This is a genomic window from Adhaeribacter sp., from assembly GCF_057359045.1.
Window position 1 is genome coordinate 1 of the sequence record NZ_JBMQUD010000113.1, and the last position, 24,578, is coordinate 24,578.

The 24,578-nt window shown below is 43.7% G+C and carries 18 protein-coding genes; 7 read left to right on the forward strand and 11 right to left on the reverse strand.

Annotated features, from left to right (window positions below):
* The 6 genes from ACO1R6_RS16995 to ACO1R6_RS17020 all read right to left on the reverse strand — a co-directional run.
* On the reverse strand, positions 1-323 hold a 323-nt coding region (locus ACO1R6_RS16995; protein ID WP_486266199.1), incomplete at its 3' end, for an efflux RND transporter permease subunit.
* A gap of 125 nt (positions 324-448) precedes the next feature.
* Positions 449-1,852, reverse strand: a complete 1,404-nt coding sequence (locus tag ACO1R6_RS17000; protein ID WP_486266200.1) for a TolC family protein — start codon at positions 1,850-1,852, stop codon at positions 449-451.
* A gap of 561 nt (positions 1,853-2,413) precedes the next feature.
* Complete coding sequence (locus ACO1R6_RS17005) at positions 2,414-3,085, reverse strand: hypothetical protein (protein WP_486266201.1); 672 nt, start codon at positions 3,083-3,085, stop codon at positions 2,414-2,416.
* Between the two features lie 18 nt (positions 3,086-3,103).
* Entirely contained in the window at positions 3,104-3,862 is a 759-nt protein-coding gene (locus ACO1R6_RS17010; RefSeq protein ID WP_486266202.1) for an LVIVD repeat-containing protein, read from the reverse strand.
* Between the two features lie 2 nt (positions 3,863-3,864).
* Complete coding sequence (locus ACO1R6_RS17015) at positions 3,865-4,374, reverse strand: LVIVD repeat-containing protein (protein ID WP_486266203.1); 510 nt, start codon at positions 4,372-4,374, stop codon at positions 3,865-3,867.
* Positions 4,375-4,602: 228 nt separating this feature from the next.
* The gene (locus tag ACO1R6_RS17020; RefSeq protein WP_486266204.1) at positions 4,603-5,415 is read right to left on the reverse strand and encodes a hypothetical protein; all 813 of its coding nucleotides are present in this window, start codon (positions 5,413-5,415) and stop codon (positions 4,603-4,605) included.
* A 255-nt stretch (positions 5,416-5,670) separates the two neighbouring features.
* Between ACO1R6_RS17020 and nfi the strand changes: the two genes are divergently transcribed.
* From nfi to ACO1R6_RS17040, 4 genes are all read left to right on the forward strand, one after another.
* Entirely contained in the window at positions 5,671-6,345 is a 675-nt protein-coding gene (nfi, locus tag ACO1R6_RS17025) for a deoxyribonuclease V (protein ID WP_486266206.1), read from the forward strand.
* A 203-nt stretch (positions 6,346-6,548) separates the two neighbouring features.
* Positions 6,549-7,352, forward strand: coding sequence for an SDR family NAD(P)-dependent oxidoreductase (locus ACO1R6_RS17030; protein ID WP_486266207.1), 804 nt, complete (start codon positions 6,549-6,551; stop codon positions 7,350-7,352).
* Between the two features lie 128 nt (positions 7,353-7,480).
* Positions 7,481-8,452 carry an SDR family NAD(P)-dependent oxidoreductase gene (locus tag ACO1R6_RS17035; RefSeq protein ID WP_486266209.1) on the forward strand — a complete coding sequence of 324 codons (972 nt, stop codon included), beginning with the start codon at positions 7,481-7,483 and terminating at the stop codon, positions 8,450-8,452.
* 177 nt (positions 8,453-8,629) lie between these two features.
* Positions 8,630-9,616, forward strand: a complete 987-nt coding sequence (locus ACO1R6_RS17040; RefSeq protein WP_486266210.1) for a hypothetical protein — start codon at positions 8,630-8,632, stop codon at positions 9,614-9,616.
* Positions 9,617-9,834: 218 nt separating this feature from the next.
* On the opposite strand, the gene ACO1R6_RS17045 is transcribed toward ACO1R6_RS17040, so the two are convergent.
* The 4 genes from ACO1R6_RS17045 to ACO1R6_RS17060 form a co-directional block, all read right to left on the reverse strand.
* Positions 9,835-12,591: an MGH1-like glycoside hydrolase domain-containing protein gene (locus tag ACO1R6_RS17045; RefSeq protein WP_486266211.1), complete on the reverse strand. Its 2,757-nt coding sequence runs from the start codon at positions 12,589-12,591 to the stop codon at positions 9,835-9,837.
* Positions 12,592-12,841: 250 nt separating this feature from the next.
* The gene (locus ACO1R6_RS17050; protein WP_486266212.1) at positions 12,842-14,293 is read right to left on the reverse strand and encodes a RagB/SusD family nutrient uptake outer membrane protein; all 1,452 of its coding nucleotides are present in this window, start codon (positions 14,291-14,293) and stop codon (positions 12,842-12,844) included.
* A 36-nt stretch (positions 14,294-14,329) separates the two neighbouring features.
* Positions 14,330-17,806: a SusC/RagA family TonB-linked outer membrane protein gene (locus ACO1R6_RS17055; protein WP_486266214.1), complete on the reverse strand. Its 3,477-nt coding sequence runs from the start codon at positions 17,804-17,806 to the stop codon at positions 14,330-14,332.
* Positions 17,807-17,961: 155 nt separating this feature from the next.
* Positions 17,962-18,996, reverse strand: a complete 1,035-nt coding sequence (locus tag ACO1R6_RS17060) for a FecR family protein (RefSeq protein ID WP_486266215.1) — start codon at positions 18,994-18,996, stop codon at positions 17,962-17,964.
* Positions 18,997-19,218: 222 nt separating this feature from the next.
* Here ACO1R6_RS17060 and ACO1R6_RS17065 point away from each other — a divergent pair, with 222 nt between their 5' ends.
* The 3 genes from ACO1R6_RS17065 (at position 19,219) to ACO1R6_RS17075 (ending at position 23,522) form a co-directional block, all read left to right on the forward strand.
* Positions 19,219-19,809, forward strand: a complete 591-nt coding sequence (locus ACO1R6_RS17065) for an RNA polymerase sigma factor (RefSeq protein ID WP_486266216.1) — start codon at positions 19,219-19,221, stop codon at positions 19,807-19,809.
* A 287-nt stretch (positions 19,810-20,096) separates the two neighbouring features.
* The gene (gene clpB, locus ACO1R6_RS17070) at positions 20,097-22,715 is read left to right on the forward strand and encodes an ATP-dependent chaperone ClpB (protein ID WP_486266217.1); all 2,619 of its coding nucleotides are present in this window, start codon (positions 20,097-20,099) and stop codon (positions 22,713-22,715) included.
* Positions 22,716-23,024: 309 nt separating this feature from the next.
* The gene (locus ACO1R6_RS17075) at positions 23,025-23,522 is read left to right on the forward strand and encodes a hypothetical protein (protein ID WP_486266218.1); all 498 of its coding nucleotides are present in this window, start codon (positions 23,025-23,027) and stop codon (positions 23,520-23,522) included.
* Between the two features lie 295 nt (positions 23,523-23,817).
* On the opposite strand, the gene ACO1R6_RS17080 is transcribed toward ACO1R6_RS17075, so the two are convergent.
* Positions 23,818-24,447 carry a MarR family winged helix-turn-helix transcriptional regulator gene (locus ACO1R6_RS17080; protein ID WP_486266219.1) on the reverse strand — a complete coding sequence of 210 codons (630 nt, stop codon included), beginning with the start codon at positions 24,445-24,447 and terminating at the stop codon, positions 23,818-23,820.
* Positions 24,448-24,578 lie beyond the last annotated feature (131 nt).

The window sequence follows — 24,578 nt, forward strand, 5'->3', positions numbered from 1 at the left end:
ACTTCGGCGGCGGCCTGGGCCATGTTGGTACCTTCGTAAAAGGTAAGTTTCATGAGTGTTAGCCCCTGAATATTGCGCGTTTCAATACTTTTAACCCCGGCTACGTACAACATCAGGTTTACGTATTGCTTGCCAAAATAAGCCTCCATTTGTTCGGGTGCGTACCCGCCATAAGGGTGCGAAATATAGATGACCGGCAGGTTCAGGTCTGGGAAAATATCTATCTTAATATTCCGGATAGCATTAATCCCGAAGAAAAAAAGCCCGGCCACCAGCACCATGATGGTTATAGGTTTGCGCAGCGCACCTTTAATTAAATCCATTTAAAAAGTAATTAATTTTTAGTTATTAGTAGTTAGTTTTTTAGGGTCGGTTTAACTTTTGTTCTCCCCTAACCTTCTTAATAACTTTTGTTTTTATATGATAATTAAGTTTAGCGTCTTTGGCGCTAAAACTCATTAGTAAAAAGTGAAAAATCGCCGCTGGCGGCTGCTTTATACAACAACGCCTGCCATACATTGCTGTGGGCAATATCCCGGTCTATTTCGGCCCGGTTTAAGGTGTAAAGCGCCTGGGTAATTTCTACAATGGTGGCCAGCCCATTGCGGTACAACACATTTTTTTGGCCGTAGGCACTGGTAGCGGCCTGAATCTGAATCGGGGCTTCGCGGTAATTACTCAAGGCATTCTGGATTTTTGTTTCGGCCAGGGTTACTTGTGCCGTTAAGCGCTGGTTTACCAAATCGTATTCGTTTTTTAATGCGGCCGAGGTAAACGCCTGCGATTGCACCTGTTGTTGTATGCGTAACAAGCCGGTTAAATTCCAGACCATGCCCACCCCAAATAAATAATTGCCGCGGGTGGGCGTAATGCCCTCGCGGTAGTTCCGGGTAAAAGCCTCCGGATTTATATTGTATTCGTGGCTAAAACCAGAACCCCGCCCCTGCAGCACGCTAAACAAAGAAAAAGTCGGATACTTAAACGTTTGAATAAATTTTTCGCGTTGGCGGCTCAGGTCTATCCGGTTCCGGTAAAAAGAAAGCACCGGGTGATTATCGGGGGGAGCGGCGGCAGGCGCGGCAAAAGCAACGGGTACGCGCGTGACAAACAAAGTATCGAGCGTGAATTTCTGGGGCGGAACCCCTAATAACTGCGCCAGTTGGTTGGCTTGTTCCTGCTCGGTATCCAGGGCGCGGGTAAGCGCAATTTTCGCACTCGAAACTTCGGCATTGGCCAAAGAAGAATCAACGCCGGGGTTAAGGCCATTTTTGGCGCGGACTACTACTACGTTTTTCAGGGCCAATGCCCGTTCCAGGTTGCGTTCCTGCGACCGGGTCAGGCGTTGGGCCGCCTGCAAGTTCAGGTAAGCGCCGGCTACCCGCACCTGGTGCTGAAACTGTTCCTGTATAAAATCGGCTTCGTCTTGCGATTGGGCAGCTTTGGCTACCTGTATTCTTTCGCGCGCCTGTCCAAAAGAAAAAAAGTCCCAGCTCAGGTTAGCCAAATACAAAGAACCAAAAGCGGCGTTCCAGTTCTGGGTTTCCATTGCCGGCCCCGAAGAAGAAGAGTTTAAGCCCCGGAAACCGTAGAAGGCACCGTTCTGGCCGTTAATGGTGCCATAATCATGCTGGCCCGACACACTAAAATTAGGTAAATATTCTTTTTGGGTTTGCCTGACGGCAGCCCGCGAAGCCTGCACGTAATTGGCTTTGGCTTTAACGGTACCATAATTGGCCAGTGCGGTTTGCAAAGCCTCGTTCATGGTAAAAACCTGCCCTTGGCTACTGGTTACTTGGCTTAGTAATAGTATAGCCAGGATAAGCGTACTGCGAAAACTTTTTTTATTGAACATGCAGGATAGTGATAGCCCGAAAGCCCGCTAACAGCCGGACCGTTCTGAATTAAAAAAATGCAGTACATCCGGCAAATATTTAGTATTTTCCTCTCGTGAAAGCTAAATTATTTAATCTTTCAGAATTAATCTACATAAAATCTTTAAATTTTAGATTAAAATAAAAGGAAGCCCGATAACTCTCCCAAACATGCCACAAAAGCCGGTGGTTAAAACCCAAATAAGTTAAATGCAAACTAGCTTGTATAAGTCTTTCGCTAAAGACTTGGCTTTGCCATCAGATTTAAACAGGAACAGAACTTCATCTTTTCTAAATCCTATTTGGGATAATTTAAAAGATGAAATGAATATTTATTAACTGAAGAATTTACCGCTGCCTACAGTTTTAAAATCCTTAAACTAAATAAATTGCGCAGAAGAGATAAATTCAGCATATAACTCAGCTTAAAATACTGTACCTGGCCAACGGGGGAAAAGGCCAGAAACAAAGCAGGTGAAAGCCGGCAAACATTGCGATACTGCAGATAAGCAAACGAGTATGCAGGGAATAACTATTCGATTTTATAGCACCACGCCCACTTTCAGACCGGCCAGGAAATACAAACCTGTATAACCGTAATCGAGAAAATTACGATTGTACCGGAAACGGCTTACTTCAGCGGTTCTAAAGCTGTGGTTATAACCTAAACCCACAAAAATATCCCAAACCGTACGCGATCCAATAAAGGGATTTTGGGCACCAAACAGGACCACTGCTCCTAAGCGGTTTATTTTTGTTTGCACAGGCTGCATCCGGAGGTGGTAATACGTTAAGCCATCGGCTTCGGTGGTTTCGGCCCAGGCTTCTTTTTTGTACCCCACGGCAAAATGGTGCAGGTTTAACCCGTACGCGAGGTACGTTCTTTCTTTCCGAATATTAGTGTTTTCAGAAAAATACCATCTTTGCTGCACATCCAGACCTAAACCTTTTACTGCGGCATTTTCAGGGTAATCGTCGTGGTGCCACGATAAGTAATCGAGGGTGCGGGTTTTACCTAAGTAAAAGTGTGGCGAAAATAACAGGCTGCGGCGGCTGTGGCGGGCATTGGGTTTTTCAAAAGTCAGGTGCAGGCCATCGACCATTAAATGCTGCGGACTAAATGTAACGGTAATTGCGTTAACTTTTTCCTGGCCCATAACCGGACTAATACCTAAGCTAAATACCACCAGCCACCAAATCTTTTTTAAAAACATACCTATCTCCCAACTCCATTATTTCTCCGGCTGCACCGGAATTTTGCTTAATAATTGCAGGGCATCGGGGGTATAGCGGTACTGGTAAAACCCGTCGCTGCCAATTACCAGCAGGTGGCCGTTGTTGGGAATTACATCGTGGGCATCTATTGGAAATTGTTGTTTTAAAACCAGGTTGTTTACGTCGCGGGCATCGTACATTTTTAAACCGTTGTCGCATACAAATAAAGTATGCTGGTCAATTCCCAAACCTTTCGGATTGGTCATGTCGTAGCGGGCCACCAACTCTGGATTGGTAATATTTTGTAAATCTACTATCTGCAACTGGTTAATGGCCTGGCGGCAGTTAGTACCGGTGCTTAAGGTTATGTAGGCGTAGCGGCCGTCGGTTACAACCGGGTCGCAGCTTACAACGTGCCGGTACTGCGATACATGCTTGGGGTTTTCCGGGTTTTCGATGCTAAAAATGTGCATCCCGGTTTGGGTGCCAATAAATAATTTATCGGCGTACGGGAAAATAGTTTCTACGCCCCAGGCCAGCGGTATGTCTTGTTTTTTCTGAAGCTGTGTCGGTTGGCTGATATCGAACAAACTTAAATGATTACTCCCTACAGTATAGAGGTAATTACCAGTAATGGCAAACCGCGCTGTAGACCCACCCTGCCCGGTACCGCCTGCCGATTGATTACCGGGTGCCACACTATCGCTTTTGGTACAGGCAATAATAACAATGGCCGGCAGTAAAACGAGTAAAATATAGTTAAATAAACTTCTCATAGTTATTTGGTTTTAGCGAGTTCCCAGCCCACAATCACGGTATTCTGCGGGGCATCGCCCAGGTAAAACCGGCCCTGATTATTATCGGGCGGCAGTAAAGCCGGAAAGGCATTGCGGATGCGCTGCTTTACCTGAATATTGTTTAAATTTTGCAGATCCAGGGCCACTAAATCCACGGCGTTATCTACGTACATGATATTATCTTTCACAGCAAAATCTATATTGCCGGGCACCTGAATAAAAGCAAGCTTTACCGGCGCCTGGGGGTCTTGGTTATCGATAATGTGAACGCCTTTGTACTGCTCGTTTATAAGTAAATAATTACCGTAGCGGTACAACTTACCCGGGTTTACCAAAGCCATGGGCGGCTTAGACGTAACCGATGATTCGAGTTGGCTGCGACTCATTAAGATAGGTTGGTACGCCGAATCTACAGGTTCAATAGGGCCCGGACAAGCCGTGAGCAAAGGCCATAAAAATGTGAGTAAGCAAAACCGGAAAATATATTTCATAAAGTACAGGTAAAAGCCGGTAAAAGAAGCGGAATCAGTCTTAAGATTAGGGAATTACCCAAAAGGTTGCACGCATTTACCCGAAAAACTAAAATTTATTTTTTGCCCGTTAGCAGCCATTTTGCTTTTAAAAATTTGGGGAAATTTAAATACATATTTTGGTTATCGGGACTTGATAAAACAGCTAAAACGGGTTGGCTAAAATGCGCTAAATATGGGCTGCTTACATTACTCCGGGCAGTTATATTCGTTAACTACTTCTAAAATATTATTGCCTAAATGCTGGGTTTGTTTTACCGGAAAACCTTTTTCATTGTACTGGTAGGTAAAAGTATACTGCCGGATTTGGCCGGATAGATGAAAAGTGGTTTTCTCGCTCAGTACATTGTTTTTGGAGAAAGTAGTTGGGCCAATGCCTAAAAATGTAGCCGCCAGGTAAGGATTCTTTTTATTATCGTAGGTATATTGGGTGGTTACATCGTTTATAGCTACGCCATTATTTACCGCGTTTTCTATTATTTTAATAATATTTTCCTGGGCATCGTACATGTAAATATCGTAACGGTGCGCTTGCGTGTTTTGCGGATACGTGGTATTTACCTGCGCAATATGGTTACCGGCGGTATAAATAATATCTTTCGTGTACTCGTGTTTATAGTTGCCATTGCCGGGAATGCGGGTATAAAAAGCTATAGCGCTTACTAAATTTTTGTTGTTGTAAGTAAAAGTAAAGTAAGAATATTCCTGGCCACCGGTGTTTTTAAATATTTCTTTACTTACCCTGCCAGCGTTATCGTACTCGTAAATTTTGGTATAATTTTCCTGCTGCAGAATATTGCCGGTGTAGTCTACCTGTTGCAGCTGGTTTTCGTTATTGTACTGATACTGCATAACATCGGTGCCGGCAAAGGTGGCTTTGGTAATAAAGCAGTTGGGAGTGGTAGTATCCGGATTGTTTTCTGGTTCATCCTCGCAAGCGGAAAATAAACCAATTGCCAAACAGGCAAATACAAATTGTGAAATTTTAAAGGCGGTTTTCATAGTGGAGGAGATTAAGGTGCAGGTTTATTTACAGGATACCTCTCTAAACCAGAAGGTTGCAAGCCGACTATAATTTTTAAATTATTTTTGCCCTTGCGGAAAGTACCGGTTTAAAAAGCCGGTGCCTAAAAGATGGTAAAAGGTATTTAACCGGTAAAATTAACTATGGGAGCAACATTAGACGTAGTGGTTACGTGTTAGCTTTTACCCTCGGTTCTTTATTAAACTGCCGGGTTTACCTTTAAATTTTAGCGCATGTATTACGCCCCGCAACCGCCGCCCGACCCGGTTTTAATTAAAAATTTAACCGAGCGACAAAAAGAATTGAGCCAACAGGTAATTATTCAGAAACCCGACTTTCCTTTGCAAACCATTGCGGGCTGCGACTCGGCTTTTATTGGCGAGAATATTTTGTCGGTGTTTGTGGTGCTGCGCTACCCCGATTTGGAAATACTAGAAAAGCAATGGCATTATGCGCCCGTAGATTTGCCGTACGTACCGGGTTTTCTGGCTTTCCGGGAAGCGCCTAACCTGCTGTTGGCCTACGAAAAACTGCAAACCAAACCCGACCTGATTATGGTAGACGGCCACGGTATTTCGCACCCGCGCCGCCTGGGTATTGCCAGTCATCTGGGCGTTTTAATAAATAAACCCACGCTGGGCGTAGCTAAAAAAATATTGGTTGGCAAATACGATTTACCGGCTTCTGCCAAAGGCAGTATTACCCCGGTTTACCACCGCCAGGAATTAATTGCCCATACGGTACGCACTAAAGACAATGTTTTACCGGTTTTTGTATCGGCGGGGCACTTGCTGGATCTGGAATTTGCTACCGCTATTGCCTTGGCTACTACCCGTAAACACAAATTACCGGAACCTACCCGCCTGGCCGATTATTATTCCAAGGCTTTAAAATCTGAAGTACAATAATTTAAAGCCTTTTAAATATTTAAACCCGTAAGCTTCTTTTTTGAACTTTACCGGGTATTCAGGCAAATGGTAACCGGCTCAGTAGTAAAGCTTACGAAAATTCGGCACCACTAAGTAAGCTTGTTCGTTTTCCGGAAAAAAAATAAACCTTTTACACCCCAATGCGGGTAAAAAGGAGAGAACAACTTCATAAAGAAATAAATATGGAAAATACATCAGGAAAAACTGCTTTAATTACCGGTGCCTCCAGCGGTATTGGTTACGAGCTTACCCGCTGTTTTGCCCAGGACGGACATAATGTAGTAATGGTAGCCAACCAGGAAGATAAACTGCAGCAAGCGGCCCAGCAAATCAGAACCGAGTTTCCTTTAATTCAGGTAGAAGCGCTTTCTTTTGATTTAAGTAAAGATGGCGCTGCTGATAACCTATACTCGGCGGTACAAGACAAAGGGCTGCAAATTGAATATTTAGTAAACGACGCCGGTTTTGGCGAAAGAGGCCAGTTTCTGGACACCGATTTAGATAAAGAAATTTCGCTTATCCACTTAAATATTATTACCCTGGTTACCCTTACCAAACGCTATTTAAGAGAAATGGTAAACCGGGGCTCGGGTAAAATAATGCAGGTCAGTTCGGTCGCTTCGTTTTTACCGCACCCGCTGCTATCCGTTTATGCGGCATCCAAATCGTTTGTACGGCAGTTTTCCGAATCTTTACAGGACGAGATTAAAGACCATAAAGGCGTAACCATAACGGTGCTTTGTCCACCCCCAACGGCTACCAATTTCTTTGAAGTAGCTAATATGGAAAACAGCAAAATTGCCAACTCCTCGCAAGTGCAGGAAGCCGACGAAGTAGCCAAAGCCGGTTACAAAGGTTTAATGAAGGGCGATGCCCGCGTATTGCCAACGTTTGTAGCCAAAATGTACGCGGCCCAAGGCATCACCCTCCCCGACTCGATAAATGCAGCCATTGTGCACAAGCAACTGGAAGACGTTAAAAAATAAATAAAAAAGCTCCTGGCGCTACCGGGAGCTTTTTTATTTACATAAATTTTGCTTTATGGCTGGCCAGAATTCTTCATGCTTCCGGCCGGCAGCAATGAAAGATTTGTAATTAAACGATAAATAAAATTATGGAAAACAAAACAGGTAAAACAGTACTTATTACCGGTGCTTCCAGCGGCATAGGCTACGAGTTGGCCCGATGTTTTGCCCGCGACCAATACCACCTGGTTTTAGTAGCGCATTACGAAAATAAACTGCACGCCGCAGTTAACCAATTACAACAGGAATTCCCAAATGTACCCATCGATACGATTCCGGCAGATTTAAGCCAACATGGGGCTGCTGCCAAAATTTACGCCGAAGTACAACGCCGCGGTTGGGAAATAGAAGCCCTCGTCAATAATGCCGGCTTTGGCGAATACGGTATGTTCCGTGATACGGACCTGGAAAAAGAAACCGCCATGATCCATACAAACGTAATTGCCCTGGTGCAATTAACCAAGTTGTTTTTACCGGCCATGCTCTCCCGGCAATCCGGCAAAATATTGCAGCTAGGTTCGGTAGCTTCTTTTCTGCCGGCTCCCCTGCAAGCCGTTTACGGGGCTACCAAAGCTTTTATTCTGTCTTTCAGTGAAGCTTTACAGGAAGAGTTAAAAGATTCTGGCGTAACCGTTACAGTGCTTTGCCCACCGGCCACCGATACCAATTTTTTTAGAGTAGCTGGTGCCCAGGACAGCAAAATAGCCCAGGGCGATTTAGCCTCGGCAGAAGAAGTAGCCCAGGGCGGTTACGAAGCCCTGCTAAAAGGCAATGCCCGAGCCGTGCCCACTTTAAAAGCCAAACTAACCGTTGCCCAAAGCAATATTTTACCCGATTCGGTTTTAGCTACTGTTATGCACAAACAATCAGAAGAAGTTAAACCCAAAAAAGCAACTACTAAAAAAGCCGCTACTCCCAAAAGTACCATTGTGCCGGCCACGCCAGCGGCCACCGAACCAGCAACCAGTACCGGCACCCGGAAAAAAAGTAGTACCAAAACTACCCCCACCGAGCCTGGCGCAACTCCGGTAAAAGCCAGCGGCCGCAAAAAGCAAGCTTAATATTACCTACTTTAAATTTAGAAAGCCGGTAGTTGAATATCTATCGGCTTTTTATTTTACTTAAATATATAAAATTTAATATATTTACCAATTATAATAACCCATTTCCTACTGCATACTTTTCTTACCAGTTATCTTTCTAAATAATTTACCCTAATAGTTTATTTACATTTAAGTATGAGAAAAATTTTCTACCCATTTTTTATTTTTTCCCTTTTCACTCATACGGTACTCTTTGGTCAAACCACAGATTCTACTATTGCTTATGTGGCAAATTGGCAAAAAGGCGATTCTAAAAAATACCTGGTTACCAAGAAGAAAATTGAATACCGGAACGGCAAGCTGCATAAAGATGAAACAACCACCTACATTGCTAAGTTTGAGATTAAGGATGTTAAAAAGAAAGCTTATGATATAGAGTACCAGTACGAAAACCAGCTTTTTAGCAATGCACCCCAAATGGATGTTGAAACAAAAGCCGTAACTGCAAAGCATAATTTACAGAAAATAAAATATTCTACCGATGAAATGGGTGCGTTTAAGGGCATCCAAAACTGGAAAGAAGTAAGCGATCTTACCAAAGATATTTTTAATCAGATTATTAAAGCCACCCCGGCAGATAAAAAAGAAAACTTAAAAAAAGCATTGGAGCCTTTGGTACAAGCCTATAGTTCGAAAGAGGGAATTGAAAAACTTGTTTTACCGGAATTAATTTATTTCCACAGCCCGTATGGGGGGCTGTTTAATGTACACGATACCCTCACTTACGAGGAATTGTTACCCAATTTAATGGGCGGTGCACCCTTAAAAGCCAATGGTACAATTTATTACACCTTTAATGCGGCAACTAAAACCAACACCATGGTTAACGAATTGGTGCTGGATGAAAAAGATGCCTTACGGGCTTCACAAGAAGTAATTACCAAATCTTCGGCCAATATAAGCTATAAAAGCGAAGCGGAAAAAAGCCAGAAAATAGCCGAAATCCAAAAGCAGTTTGCCGCCATGAAAATGGATATAAAAGATTACACTACCTATACATACGATGAGCAAAGCAGTTGGCCACTTGCTATATCTTACAAAAGAAAAATTATAGTTAATACAGGCCATGCCAACGATAACGGCGAACGAATTCAGGAACTAATTATAGAACCTATGAACTAAAGCAAATTGCTTCAAAAATATTCCTATTTAAGGAAGCTAAATTAACCAGCGCGCCAGGGTACGGCTATCTCTCCCCTGGCGCGCTGGCTGCTTTTTGGTGGTAAACAAGAACTAACTATTCGGAAGATTAATTTTCACCTGCTATCATGGTAATCCATTAAATACCAAAATATTGGGCTATCTAAAATCAAATTTATTTAAAAATCTGAATATCAATTTTACTGCTTAATAGGTTTAATGCTAAGCTGCCCCGGGCGGTTAGTGGCCGGTAAATCTATTTGCAAAAGCCCTTTATAAGGCGAGGTACTCGTAATATTTTTACCCTCAAAAGTTACCTGGTAAGCTTCGATGGGGTTCATGCAAACCAATAAGGATCGGTTGTGAGCAGGCGTAGCCGTATCGAACTCTAAAGAAGCATTAAAGGTGGTTTGGTTGGTGTTAAAAGCTTTTTTCTTTAGCCAGATTTCGTGGCCGGTGGTAACAGAACCTGGCTTGTAATAAGCCTCGAACCACGCAAGTACCGGCGTAGATAAACCCGAAAACTGGTGCCACCCGGCACCGCGGCCCGACTGGGCCAGAAAATGCTCAAAGGTATAATAAGAGGCATCAGTTTCTTTTTTCCAGACCTCCAGCCCCTTTTGGGCGATTTTTAATGCCAAGTCGGTACGGCCAATATCCAGCATGGCTTTCCACATAAACCATTGGTGCGGCATCCAAACCGAGCCATTCCAGTAACCATCTATGCGGTAATAAGGCGCCGACTGATCAACAACGCCCATGCCGGCCGGAGTCCAGAGGTGTTTAGGCGAGAACATTTTTTCTAATAAACCCTGCTGCTGGGCAGGCGTGCAAATGCCCGAAAACAAAGGGTAAGCCCCATCCAGGCCCATGTTAAAATTTAAACCGCTGGACGGATGCTTGAAGAAACCGCTGGGCTTACCCGCGGCATCATGCGCTACATAACTAAAATAACCCGATTCCGGGTCCCAGGCATGTTGCTGCAAAGCCTGCGTAAAATCAGCTATATCTTTATCAAATATTTTTACATCATTTTTTAAACCTAAAGCCATAGCCGCCAGGCGTAAAATTTTAGCCGACCGCAAACAATGGGCGGTACTTACCACGGGTGTTACCGATTGGGTTAATTTTTGGGCATGTACCCCCGCCTGGGGTGGGTAATCGTCCCAACCACCCGAGTTATAGAAATAATCCCAGGTCCGGATGAGGTTAGATTTTAAATTGCGGGTAGTAGAACTGCCGGCTTTACCGGCCAGAAAGTTGTAATATTGCTTCAGTCGGGGATAAAAATAGGTTAGCAGCTCCGTAGATTGGGTTTTATTCCAGAGTTCGTAAAACAGGTACATTTGCACAGGCACCGGCGAACCATGGTGAATAAAAGCAGACTGACTGCCCACCGGGGTGGTATAAGCGTTTAAATTACTGATGGCTTTGGCAACATCAATGGTGCTTAAGCCTAAACCCAGAAAGCCCGAATCCCAGGTATAGAGGCTGTTCCACCATTTACCGGGGGTAAAATGCCGGATATAACTCTGCTGGGTATATACCGGGTATACCACATTGGTCAGGGTGGCCGCCTGCATTAACCCCAGACTAAACTGGTAAGGCTCTCCTTCGGGTAATATGTTGGGTTTAGCCAGATTTGCAGCTGTTCTGGCCGCAAGAGTGGTTTTGAAACTCGAGAGTAGTTTTTTAACCTGTTCCTGGGTACCGGTACAAATGAAAGCCGAAATAACTTTTTCGCTCTGCGGCGCTATTTCTACGGGTCGTAAAAAAGCATTGATGTAGTGGCCATTGTCGTTGCCGTTTATTTTGGCACTTACGTGATTGTGCACGTGTTCTTTAAAAAATATATCCAGTTCGTCGTTTAGCAATTCTCTTACCTGAAACGGCGAAAAATCCCAGGTTAAACCGTAATAATTAGTTAGGTCGGGATATTTTAAAATTAATTCTGACGGCGAGCTGCCCGTAGAAATCTGGGGCGTGAATAATTTAGGTTGCGGCTCCAAGGCTTGTTCCGGTAAAAACCCGGTTTCCGCTACAAAATACCCGTTTAACTCTACCGCGCTGCCTCCTGCCGAAGTTAAAGTAAGGGTATGGTTACCAGCTTTATTAGCAGCGTAAGGCACTTTAAGCCACGCAAAATTGCCAGTACCGGATAGTTCTACCGCCTGGTTTATTAAACCATTTAGGGTAAAGCTAACTTTTTGCCCGGCCGGCAGCCGGTACCGGAAATGTATCTCGCCTTTTTCATTTTGCTTAGGAACCGTAATGGCATAGGTTACTTTATCGCCTTTGTCGCGGCCAAAGTTTTGCCCAAGTGCGCTCCCATCTACATAATTATCTTTCCGGGCTTCGCCCCGCATCCAGCCATCATAGACTAAATCATCGGAAGGACGGGGCTGAGCAAACGTGAGGTTTTGGTAGGTAATGGCATTATGCCAGGTAGCGCCACTGGCAGGTTTAATTCTGGTCTCCGGGTAAACATCGGGGTAAGCCAAATAGGCCATCAGGTGCAAAGCCAAGTTTTGGGGTAAAGTGGTTTGGTTTACGCACCTCAGCTTTACCAACACCTGGCTGCTATCCAGAGTCTGGTAAGTAACATCTACAAATACCTGATCTTTCCACTCTAGTTCGTACCGGTACGTAACGGTTGTTAGGTCGGGGCTTACCTGCCACGGAAAATAACCCGATTCGAACCGGACATTGGGAATAAGTACTTTGTTGCGGTAATAACCCGGCATTACTGAAAAATCGAACTTTAACCCGGTTTTTAACGCCGATATATGCGAAATACCAGCGTATTTCTTAGCGTAAGGCCCCCAGGCCGACAATTGGGGAATATCGTGCGTATTGGTTAACTGCTTAAAATTGACTTTTGTTTGCCCTTGCCCCAGTGCTGGCAGGTTAAACAAAATAAACAAAACCGGAAGGTACCTTTGTATAATATTCTTCATGGATAAAGCAGGATTTAAATATAATGCGGGAGAAGTAGCGGCAACCAGACGCGGATTAAATATTGATTGCTGATAAAAGTAAAATATTCTGGACCAAAATAATTTTGGTCCAGAATATTCATAAAAGTAACTGGTAAACTGAAAAGATTAAATTAACTAAAACCAGAATAACCGCACAGTTGGTAAATGGCTAAAAAGCAAATTATATAACCTAAATATTTACCCTTCAACCAATTACCGGCTTATTAAATTAATAACCGGGGTTTTGCGCTATTTTATCTTTGTTAATATCGATTTGGCTTTGCGGGATAGGAAAAACCATTTCGTTTTCGGTTAAGGTTTTAACCAACCGAAACTGATCTTTTTTGCTGTTCATGACCGCTATGGCCCGGCCCGTACGTACCAAATCGAACCAACGATGACTTTCAAAAGCAAACTCTACCCGGCGCTCCCGCTCCATGGCTAGCCGGAAAGCCTCCTGGTTAGGTATTTCGGTGGAAGTTAGGCTACCTAAGCCGGCCCGGTTGCGTACCTGGTTCAGGTAGTTAAAAGCATCGCCGGTGGCCTGATAGCCATTCTCGTTTAATGCTTCGGCATACATTAAAATAACATCGGCGTAGCGTATTACCGGAATATTATTGTTGTTGTCGTTGTTGGTAGCCGGTACATCGCGGTATTTACGCACAAAATTATACGGGATGGTTACGCCGCTGGCATTTACATACGAAGTTGCTAACGAAAAATCCTTGCGCTTATCATTGGGCTCGTAGCTGTTTATCAGGTCGGTAGAGGGCTGATTATTCCCGCCACCGCCAAACGGAATAACCGCGTTACCCGAGTTCTCCGGCGAAAAAGCATTAGGCCAGGAATTTCCTTCGCCTACCCCGCCGGCTTTAAACTGAATGTCAAACACGATTTCGCGGTTGTATTCATTTGTAACACTAAAAACATCGGCATAATTATTCAGCAAACCGTACACGCCTAAATCTATCACTTCTTTAAGTTTAGCGGCCGCCTGCGGAAAATTTCTTTGCGTCAGATAAACTTTGCCCAGTAAAGCCTTGGCAGCGCCTTTGGTTACCCGGCCCAAATCGGCTCCGGTGTACGAAACCGGCAAAGCGGCTTCGGCTTCGGTCAGGTCTTTTTCTATCTGGCTATAGACTTCGGTTTTGGGGTTACGGCCGTAAATATATCCTTCGTCGGGGTTCCTGATTTCCTTCAATACCAATGGCACATCGCCGTAGGTCCGGACCAATTCAAAATACACGTACCCCCGGATAAATTTAACTTCGGCGGTATAGCGGTTTTTCAGGTTTTCGTCCATGGTAATGCCGCCAATTCTATCCAGAATAGCATTGCACCGCGCAATAGCCCGGTAACAATTGCTCCAGCGATCGTTAATGAATGGATTGGTGGTTCTGATATAAAAACGGTCGAACTCGTCTTGATCCGTAACAGAACCCGAAGCTACGGGTACGGTATTATCGGAGCGAATTTCGCCGAAAACATAGTTATTGGTAGAGATTCCCCCGGCTTGTAAAGAGGCGTAGGCCCCGTTAACGGCATTTTTTATATCATCGGCATTGTTGTAAAAATTATCGGTAGTGGCCGATGAAATGGGTTTTAAATCCAGGAATTTATCGCCGCAGGAACTTAAAAGTGCGCCGCACAGCAGTAATATATATGTGTTTTGTAGTTTCATTTTGCTTTTATTTTAATTAAATAATTACCCGTTTTTTTAAAAGCCAAGGTTTAAGCCCAGGGTAAAAGTTCTGGGCAAAGGGTAAGCACCGTAATCAACACCACCGGTAAGTGCCCCTTCGTAATTACTCACCTCCGGGTTGTAGTTTAAATAATCGGTCCAGGTATGTAAATTCTGAGCCGATACATAAATGCGGGCTTGCTGCAAACGGGCTTTTTCTACCAAAGCTTTTGGTAACCGGTAACCCAGGCTTATGTTCTGGATGCGCAGGTAAGAGCCATCTTCTACCCAACGCGTAGAAATAGCATTGTTATTACCGGTAGGCCGGCCATTGGCGCGGGGCGTTTTGCCATCGCCCGGATTACTGGGCGACTGCCAGCGGCTTAAAACCGTGGTTAGCTGGTTTTGGGCACCTTCCAGGTTTTCAAAAAAGCGCCGGCTTAGGTTTAATATTTCGCCACCTTGTACACCTTGCAACGATACATTTAAATCAAACCCTTTAAAGCTTAAGGAGTTATTAATGCCGTAAATAAAATCTGGTTGGTTGTTCCCGATAATGGTGCGGTCATCGGCGGTTATTTTACCGTCCTTGGTTACATCTTCGTATTTAACGTCGCCGGGCCGGGCCGTTGGGTCGTGGGGGTAATTATCAATTTCGTTCTGATCCTGGAAAATACCAATTTGTTTGTAGCCGTAAAAACTACCAATCGGCGACCCAATTTGGGTAATATTGGTTTCGCCTACCCCACTGGCACTCTTTATCGGGTCGCCGGTGGGCCCCAGCGCCAGTACTTTATTGCGGTTAAAAGACAGGTTTAAATTAGTATCCCAGGTAAAGGCACCCGTTAGGTTACGGGTATTTAAAGCAAACTCCCAGCCTTTATTCTCCATTTTGCCTATGTTTTTAAACGCCGAGCCAAACCCGGTTACAGTAGGCACATTTACCGACAATAATAAATCTTGGGTAGTCCGTTTGTAATAATCGACGCTGAAGTAAATACGGTGGTTAAAAAAGCCCAAATCAATACCGGCATCTAATTGTTGGCTTTTTTCCCAACTTAATTTGGTATTCCCAAGCGAGGTAGGTGCTAACCCGGTAACCAAGGTATTGTTAAAGCTGTAGTTATCGCCGCCAACCGAAGCTACATAAGGATAAAAATTACTAAAAGCATTATTACCGGCTAAGCCATAACTAAGCCGTAATTTGGCTTCGGAAAGAAAAGCAAACCGCTGCATAAAGGTTTCGTCGGATAAACGCCAGCCAATAGAACCAGCCGGGAACGTTCCCCAGCGGTTCTCCGGACCAAATACCGAAGAACCATCGCGCCGGATAGAGGCATTCAGCAAATATTTACCTTTATAATTATAACCAACGCGGCCAAAGTAAGAGGTAGTGGCATTTTCTATTTTGCTGGAATTTACCCCGGTAGGTAAACCGGCTGCATTTAGCGTTTGTACAATATCGTTGGCAAAAGTAGTACCGGTGGCATTATTTGTTTCGAACTGGTATTTATATACTTCGCTACCCACCAATACATCAAAATTATGATCCTCGTTTATGGTTTTGGTAAAATTGAGGGTTTGGTTTAACACCCAGCTTAAACCTTGTTCAGAATAGGCAGAAGCAGTAGCTATATTGGGTGGTAATAATTGGTTTAAAGGAATACGCGACGATCGATACGAATTGCGCCGGTTACTGCCCAGGTTTACGTTACCCGACACCCGGTATTTGAGGTAATCCAGAATGCTGTATTCGGCATAAGCATTACCTAAAATATTGGTGCTTATGTTCTCGATATTATTTTCCCGGATATTGGCAATAGGATTGGTAACGCCCGGCCAGTTGTAAGGTGCCGCCAAAGCGGTTTGAGACGAGTAAGTTACGCCATCGGCCGCATAGATGGGGGCCATGGGCACGGCAGCCAAGGCCGCGTTAATAATGCCATTATCGGCCCAGTGCCCGTTGCTGTTTACGTCCTGCTGAATTTTGTAAGTGGGATTAAGGTTTATACCAATTTTAACTTTTGAATTTACATTAACATCTACATTAGCCCGTAAAGAATACCGGTCGAGCGTAGATTTTTCGATAATGCCGTCTTGCTTTAAATATCCGCCACTAATGGCGTATTGCACTTTATCGGTGCCGCCTGTGGCCGATAACTGGTAGTTGCTCATTTGGGCTTTCCGGAAAATCATATCCTGAAAATCGTAGTAAGGCAGTGCGGCAATTTTAGCCGGATCATCGAAGTTTAACCATTCAAAAGATTCGCCGCGCGGATACCGGTAACGCAAATAATCGCTTGGCCGCACATTATTGGGAGCGGTTATGCTGGCCCCGGGCACATTATCTAAATATGCATTGTTGGCGGCTTCTTTAGAAAATTCGGCAAATTGCTGTGAGTTTAATAAATCTATTTTTTTTGATACTTCCTGAAATCCGGAATACACATCGAGGTTTACATTGTTGCGGCCCGATTTGCCTCTTTTGGTGGTTACAATTAATACGCCGTTAGCGCCCCGCGATCCATAAATAGCTGTAGAAGAAGCATCTTTTAAAACATCAATGCTTTCAATTTCGGTGCTGTTTAACAAACTAAAAACCGTTGGGCTTACAATATTACCGTCTACCACAATCAGGGGGCTGTTGCCGGCACTAATAGAACCGAAGCCTCTAACCTTAATGGCTGGTGTACTACCCGGCGAGCCACTACTCTGCTGAATAACTACGCCCGGAATTTTACCCTGAATAGCGGTAGCAATGTTAGAAACGGGCATATCCTGCACCTCTTTTAATGGCACCGAAGCAATGGCGGCCGTAACATCCTGACGTTTCTGGGTACCATAACCCACCACTACTACTTCTTCTAAAGCTTTGGCATCGGGTCTTAGCACAACATTTACGGTGGTGCGGTTGTTTAGCGCTACTTCCTGGGTTTGGTACCCAATAAAAGAAACAACCAGTACCGCACTGCCACTAGCCACATTTATAGAATAAGCGCCCATAGCGTCGGTAGCCGTGCCATTGGCCGTGCCTTTTTCCAGAACCGTAACGCCGGGTAATCCGTCCCCCGCTTCGTCGGTTACTTTACCGGTTATGGTTACCGCTGGGTTAACAGCGCTGCTGGTGGGTATATTTTCCGGTACTTTGGCTTTACGCAGCCTTAAATGAATATTATTCTGTACTTGTTTAAATTCTAAATTATTCGTCAGGGCAACTTTTTCCAGAACTTTATCCAGCGTTTGGTTATTTACCGACACTGAAATTTGCCCGGACTGCCGTACCTCTTCTTCGTCTAAAGTAAATTTAAAAGCGGTTTGGGCCTCTACTACCCGGATAAACTCCGCTATGGTAACGTTAGAGAGGTGCAACGAAATTTTGGTTTGTTTTAAGCTTTGCTGCTTATTGGGGTTGGGTACAGCCGCCATTCCAGCAAAAGTTACTACCAGGAAAAGTAAACCCCATAGTACTTTTTGGGCGGTCCGCCAATTCGGACGTAAAAAATGTGTAGACATATTTTAAAATTAAGGATGGATAATGATTGATATTTTAGGTAATTGTAAAGCGTGCCCGGAAGCTTAAAAAGCAATTGCTATTCAATAGGTGCTTACCAGCGGCCATTCGTGACGAGTCGATAATTAAGTTAGGGAGGTAATTTTTTTCTCATTCTTTATTTAAAATTTATTAGAACCTTATTTTTATCGATCCGGAAGGCAAAGTCTTTTACAAAGCCAATGCCGCTTAAAACATTAGCCAGGCTCTGGTTTTTGTATTCGCCGGTGTAATGCCAGTTGGTAGCATTTTCCGGAATATTGCCCGCCAGCTTTATGTGCACGCCATACCAATTTTCCAACTTGGTAATAACCTGGTTTAAAGAAGCTTTTTTAAAGTAAAGGATGTCTTGCTGCCAACCCAGAATATCTTTGGTGTTAAAAGCGCTTACCCGAAAGCGGTTATTATTATACTGATATACCAAATGCTCGCCGGGTTGTAACTTGGTTAAGTAATAACCTTTATCGTTTTGCTGCTGGTTAACTTTTACCGAACCGGTAACCAAGGCCACTACTGTTTCATTTTGAGGGGCTCTGTGGTTTATGTTAAAGGAGGTACCCAACGCCTGGGTGGTAATTATGCCGCTTTTTACTATAAATGGTCGAAGCGAATCGGGCGCAACTTTAAAAAAAGCTTCACCGGCAAGATTTATTTCGCGGGTATTAGGCCGGAACGGACGGTGAAACCAGATTTTACTCCGGCTGTTTAAAGTAACCACTGAGCCGTCGGCTAGCCTTATCGTCTTTTTTTCGCCGGAGCCGGTTTGTACCAATACCAACTGGTACGTAATATTTTTCCGGCTAATTTTATCCTTCGCAAAAAATACCAGGAAACAAAGCGGAAGCAACAGTACCGCCGCCACTTTAGATAATACCTGCCAGGTATTTGATTTCATCTGCACAACTTTGGGCTCTGGCAAGTTTTCCGGATTGGCTGGAATTTGCGTTAATTCCTGCCCCGGGTAGCTAATAGCCGTTTTAAGCTGCTGTAAAACGTCAGTTGCTTTAAATTCAGCAGTACCTTCATTTTCTGCTTCTTCCCACAACCTTTCATAATCCGGCAGGTTATTATTTTTAAACCATTGCAACACTTCCTTTACCTCTTGCGCCGAACATTCTCCTTTATAAAATTTCTCTAGTAATTTGCTATCCATAAGCCTTGGCTACTCCGGGTTTTAAGTAGTACCATTAACCTGTGTACTGCACCACCTGCTATGTTAAATATTTTTACTCTGGTTGGGAGTTTTAGATTTTTATTCTACTTTTATCATATTTGATATTTGAATATTTAAACATTTTCAATTGATTCCGCATTATTTTTTAAAACAACTATCCTTTTCAGATAATATTTATAGAAATTAAAACAGCACCTACTCATGTCCGAAAGCTTACAGGTGGTTAATGATTTTAGGGAAGATGTACAGGCTTTAGCAGAGGGTAACCAGGAAGCGTATATTAGGCTGTATAAAAGATTAGGGCCTAAACTATATGCCTTTGCTTATAAACTGATGTACGATCCGGACGAAGCGGAAGATGTTGTGCAAGAAATTTTTATAAAGGTTTGGGAAAAAAAGCACCTGCTAAATCCCGAACTGAATTTTGATAATTATTTATTTACCATTGCCCGGAACTTAGTTTACAACAAAGCCAAACGCCGGGCATACGAATTTGCTTATCAGCATTATTTAACCGGTCAGCCGCTCACCGAAAACAACACGGAAAACGAATTGAGCTACCGCGAGTTGAATGAGATTATTCAGGACTTTTGCCAGGACTTACCTCCGGTCCGGCAAAGAGTATTTACCTTAAGCCGCCTGGAGGGCTACAGTAATACCGAAATTGCCCGGCAATTAAATACCAGTAACAGTAACATCGAAAATCACTTAAACAAAGCTATCCGGCTGATTAAAAAGAAATTTAAGCTGTATAAAATCGTCTATATTTTCCTGACCTGGTTATTCTCCTGAGAACAGAACAACCATAAATAATTATTTTAAGACCCCACCCCTAAATACGCCTGAGCCTTTATACAGCTGGCTTATCATCTTTAAATAATTTTAGCGCGAATCACGTTTTCAAGAGCAAATCTTTACCAGCAACAACCAGCAACACCCCAAGCATCCGACAAAAAGTCTTAAAAAGCCATGTTATACTAGAATACACCAGACAATATTACCGGAAAACAACTAAAAATAGCCTTGGCGGGTAATTTGATATTACAGTTCACAGAAAACAGGAGATAAATAATAAGGCTATGAACTTTAACAATTATACCATCAAATCTCAGGAGGCCATTCAGAAGGCCACTGAGATTGCCGGCATCAATCAGCAGCAAGCGATTGAAACCGGGCATATTCTGAAAGGAATTCAACAGACCGACGAGAGTGTGTTCTCGTTTTTGGTGAAGAAATTAGGCGTGAACCAGAACCAACTGAACACGCGCCTGGAAAGCATTATTAACGGCTATCCGAAAGTTAGCGGTGGCAGTCCGTATTTAGGTAACGATGCCGCCGCGGCTTTACAAAAAGCCACTACCTACTTAAAAGAATTCGGCGACGAATTTGTAGCCATCGAGCATATTTTATTGGGTATTTTGAGTGGCCGCGACCAGGTTGCTTCTTTACTAAAAGAAACCGGTTTTGCCGAAAAGCAATTAAAAGCCGCCATTAAAGAATTGCGCGGCGGCAACCGCGTAACCGACCAAAATGCCGAAGCCAAATACAACTCATTAAAAAAATACGCCAAAGACTTAAACGAACTGGCCCGTGCCGGCAAAATAGACCCGGTTATTGGCCGCGACGAAGAAATCCGCCGCGTGCTGCAAATATTATCGCGCCGGACTAAAAACAACCCGGTTTTATTAGGTGAACCCGGGGTAGGTAAAACCGCGATTGTAGAAGGCCTGGCTCAACGCATTGTATCTGGCGATGTGCCCGAAAACCTGAAAACCAAAACCCTGATGAGTTTGGATATGGGTTTATTGGTTGCCGGTGCCAAATACAAAGGTGAGTTTGAAGAACGTTTAAAAGCCGTTATAAAAGAAGTTATTGATGCCGAAGGCGAAATTGTGCTCTTTATTGATGAGATGCACACCTTAATTGGGGCCGGCGGCGGGGGCGAAAGCGCGATGGATGCGGCTAACTTACTTAAACCCGCTTTGGCTCGCGGTGAACTACACGCCATTGGCGCGACTACCCTAAAAGAATACCAGAAATATATTGAAAAAGACAAAGCGTTGGAGCGCCGGTTCCAGGCCGTTACCGTAGACGAGCCCACCATTCCGGATGCGATTTCGATATTACGGGGTATTAAAGACAAATACGAAGTGCACCACGGCGTGCGCATTAAAGACGATGCCATTATTGCTTCCGTGGAGTTATCGAGCCGGTATATTTCCGACCGTTTTTTACCCGATAAAGCCATTGATTTAATGGACGAAGCCGCTGCCAAACTGCGGATTGAAATCGACTCGTTGCCGGTAGAACTGGACGAAGTGCAACGTCGCATTATGCAGCTGGAAATTGAGCGCGAAGCCATCCGCAGGGAAAACGATAAAGATAAAGAATCGCAATTATCGAAAGAAATTGCCGACTTAAGCGGTCAGCGCGACGAACTGAAAGCCAAGTGGCAAAACGAGAAGGAAATTATTACCAATATCCGGACCGAAAAAGAAAATATTGAACGCTATAAAGTAGAAGCCGAACAAGCCGAACGAAGTGGCGATTACGGCCGGGTAGCCGAGCTGCGTTACGGTAAAATTCAGGAAAGTGAGCGCAAGCTGCTGGAATTGCAAAAGCAGGTAGATGAGTTGCAAAACGGCGATGCCATGCTGAAAGAAGAAGTTACTTCCGAAGATATTGCCGAAGTGGTAGCCAAATGGACCGGTATTCCGGTAAGCAAAATGCTGCAATCTGACCGCGAAAAACTGTTGCATCTGGAAGAAGAATTGGGTAAACGCGTAGCCGGTCAGGAAGAAGCCATCTCGGCTATTTCGGATGCCGTGCGCCGCAGCCGCGCAGGTCTGCAAGACCCCAAACGGCCGATTGGTTCGTTCATCTTCCTGGGCACTACCGGGGTAGGTAAAACTGAGTTAGCCAAAGCCTTAGCCGATTTCTTGTTTAACGACGAGAACGCGATGGTGCGGATTGACATGAGTGAGTACCAGGAACGCCACGCCGTGAGCCGTTTAATTGGTGCACCTCCGGGCTACGTGGGTTACGACGAAGGGGGCCAGTTAACCGAAGCCGTGCGCCGGAAACCATATAGTGTAATATTGCTGGACGAGATTGAAAAAGCGCACCCCGATGTATTTAATATTTTATTGCAAGTGCTGGATGATGGCCGCTTAACCGACAATAAAGGCCGGGTAGCCAACTTTAAAAATACCATCATCATCATGACTTCGAACATAGGTGCGCATATTATCCAAAGTAATTTTGCCGAAATGGAAGATTACAACCGGGAGCAAATTATTGAGCGCACCAAAGACGAGGTGTTTGAATTGTTGAAACAAACCGTACGCCCTGAGTTCCTGAACCGCATCGATGAACTGATTATGTTCCGTCCGTTGGCGCAGCACGAATTGCGTAAGATTGTTACCATCCAGTTCAAGCACATCCAAGACCGTTTACAGGAAGCTGGTATCCGTTTGGAAGCGACCGACGAAGTACTGGACTACCTGGGCGAGCTGGGTTACGACCCGCAATTTGGTGCCCGTCCGCTGAAACGCGTACTGCAAACCAAAATCCTGAACGAGTTATCGAAAGAAATTCTGGCGGGTAAAATCCGGAAAGATGCGGTGGTAGAAGCCATGCTGATTGATGATAAAATTCACTTTGTGAATATTGACATCGAAATTCCGCTGGACAGATAATTGAATATTTGATTTAGTTAAAAGCCTTCCGCATTTTGGGAAGGCTTTTTTGTTTTATAACCATACTATATATTTAATATTTAAATAAAATGCCTATATAATTGGCGTAATATTGCGACCAGCGTAATTCCTATTCGGAAGATTATAAAACAGCAATAACGCCTTTCAGAAACTCAACAGAAAAAACGTTTTGAAGCTCACTTATTTTATTAGAAATAAGCATGCTATTCCCCCATTTTCTGTTGCGCTTGCTAAACCAGATTAAACCGCAGATGTTATCTTTTTTTCTGAAATTCCGTAAAAATACCCATGGAGTTATCAGGCGACACATCCAACATACATCCTACTGAAAGTACGCAGCTCTATGAGTTGGTTGAGCAGTATATAATTTGCAGAGATAAACACCAGCAACAGCAACTAAAATTAAAAGACCTATATAAGCTAAGGCCCTACGTTAATGCACAACCCGAAAAGCAACACCAAACTGAATTGTTGGTGGCATTGCAATACTATAAAGACCAGTTATTCCATTGCCTACAAGAAATTTCAGTAATAGAAGAGGAGATTGAAAAAATAAAAGAAGCCTTAAGTGAGTTTGCGCCCCCGCCGGGTAAATCTTGTTATGTTTCTTACAAAGGAGAAGAATTTCTGTTCGGCTTTGTGGGCCTTCCTCCTGTTCCCCAGAAATTTGTTTTCGTTAAAAAATCGAAAAATATTACAAACTCCTACCTACCTACCTACCTACCTACCTACCAAAAGAAGAATAAATTAATTGCCAATTACAAAACGATGGTTACCTACGTCTGAAGTCTCTGATTCTGATTAGCCCCAGCCAGGATAAATACTTGTTTTGCTAAGTATTTACCAATATTATTAATTAATATTATTTAACCACGCACATCAGCAGCAAGAGCTGCCTACAAAGCGTTGGAAATAAACATAAAGAAAGAGGACCATAATCTCCAATGATATTATACCCACTCCAAATTGCTATATTAAATTAAAGTTAAGTAAACCAGTATCAATTATCTATTCAAAAAATAATTACCTCTGCAAATTGTACTAAAATATTAACCTTGTAAAGCAAATTTAACCCAACGGATTAAACTATCTCCTCAATCGATTTTTCTTTATTGGGCCAATATTGCTGCTGATGAAACGCATCGAGCTTTTTTAGAATGCGGAGTAGTTGCTGTTTTTCTTCTAACGTTAAGTGGCCGCTTACAATTTTAGAAACGCGGCGCAAACTTCCCAACGAGGCAAACAATGCCCCTTTACCAGCTTCGTTAATGGTTAAATAGCGTTTGCGTTTGTCCAGTTCGTCGCGGGTTTCGGTAACCCAGCCTTGCCGCAGCAGCCGTTTAATAATTTCGGTGCCCGATGGTATATCGTGAATATTGCGTTGGATTAACGTGGTTTTAGTCATGCTGCCGCCATCGAGTAAATGCATTAAATAACCAAAGTCGTCTAAAGAAACAAAATCTGTTTGGTGCAGGGCTTTTTTTATATAAAACTTGGCGTAGCGATTTAACATTGTCAGGTGTCGCGCAATTTGTCCTTCTAAGGCTTCGTCGGGTTCAGCAACCGGCATCGCATGTTGGGCCTGGGTTAAGCGTTCGCCCAGCCATTTCTGAAAATCCGGTAAATGCCCTTCTGTTGCGCCTTGTTCCTGTTCGTACTTTTCGAGCCAGGGTAAGAGTTCCTGCAATATTTTGTACTTCGATGTTGCCATACCGCCGCTCATTTAATCCTGAATATTTTTAATCCGGAGAAAGAAGTATTAGAGATAAACATTTTTAATTAAATCTCAGACTAAAAACAATTTTTTAGGTATTATGTTCTAATACTGTTTTACTATTATAT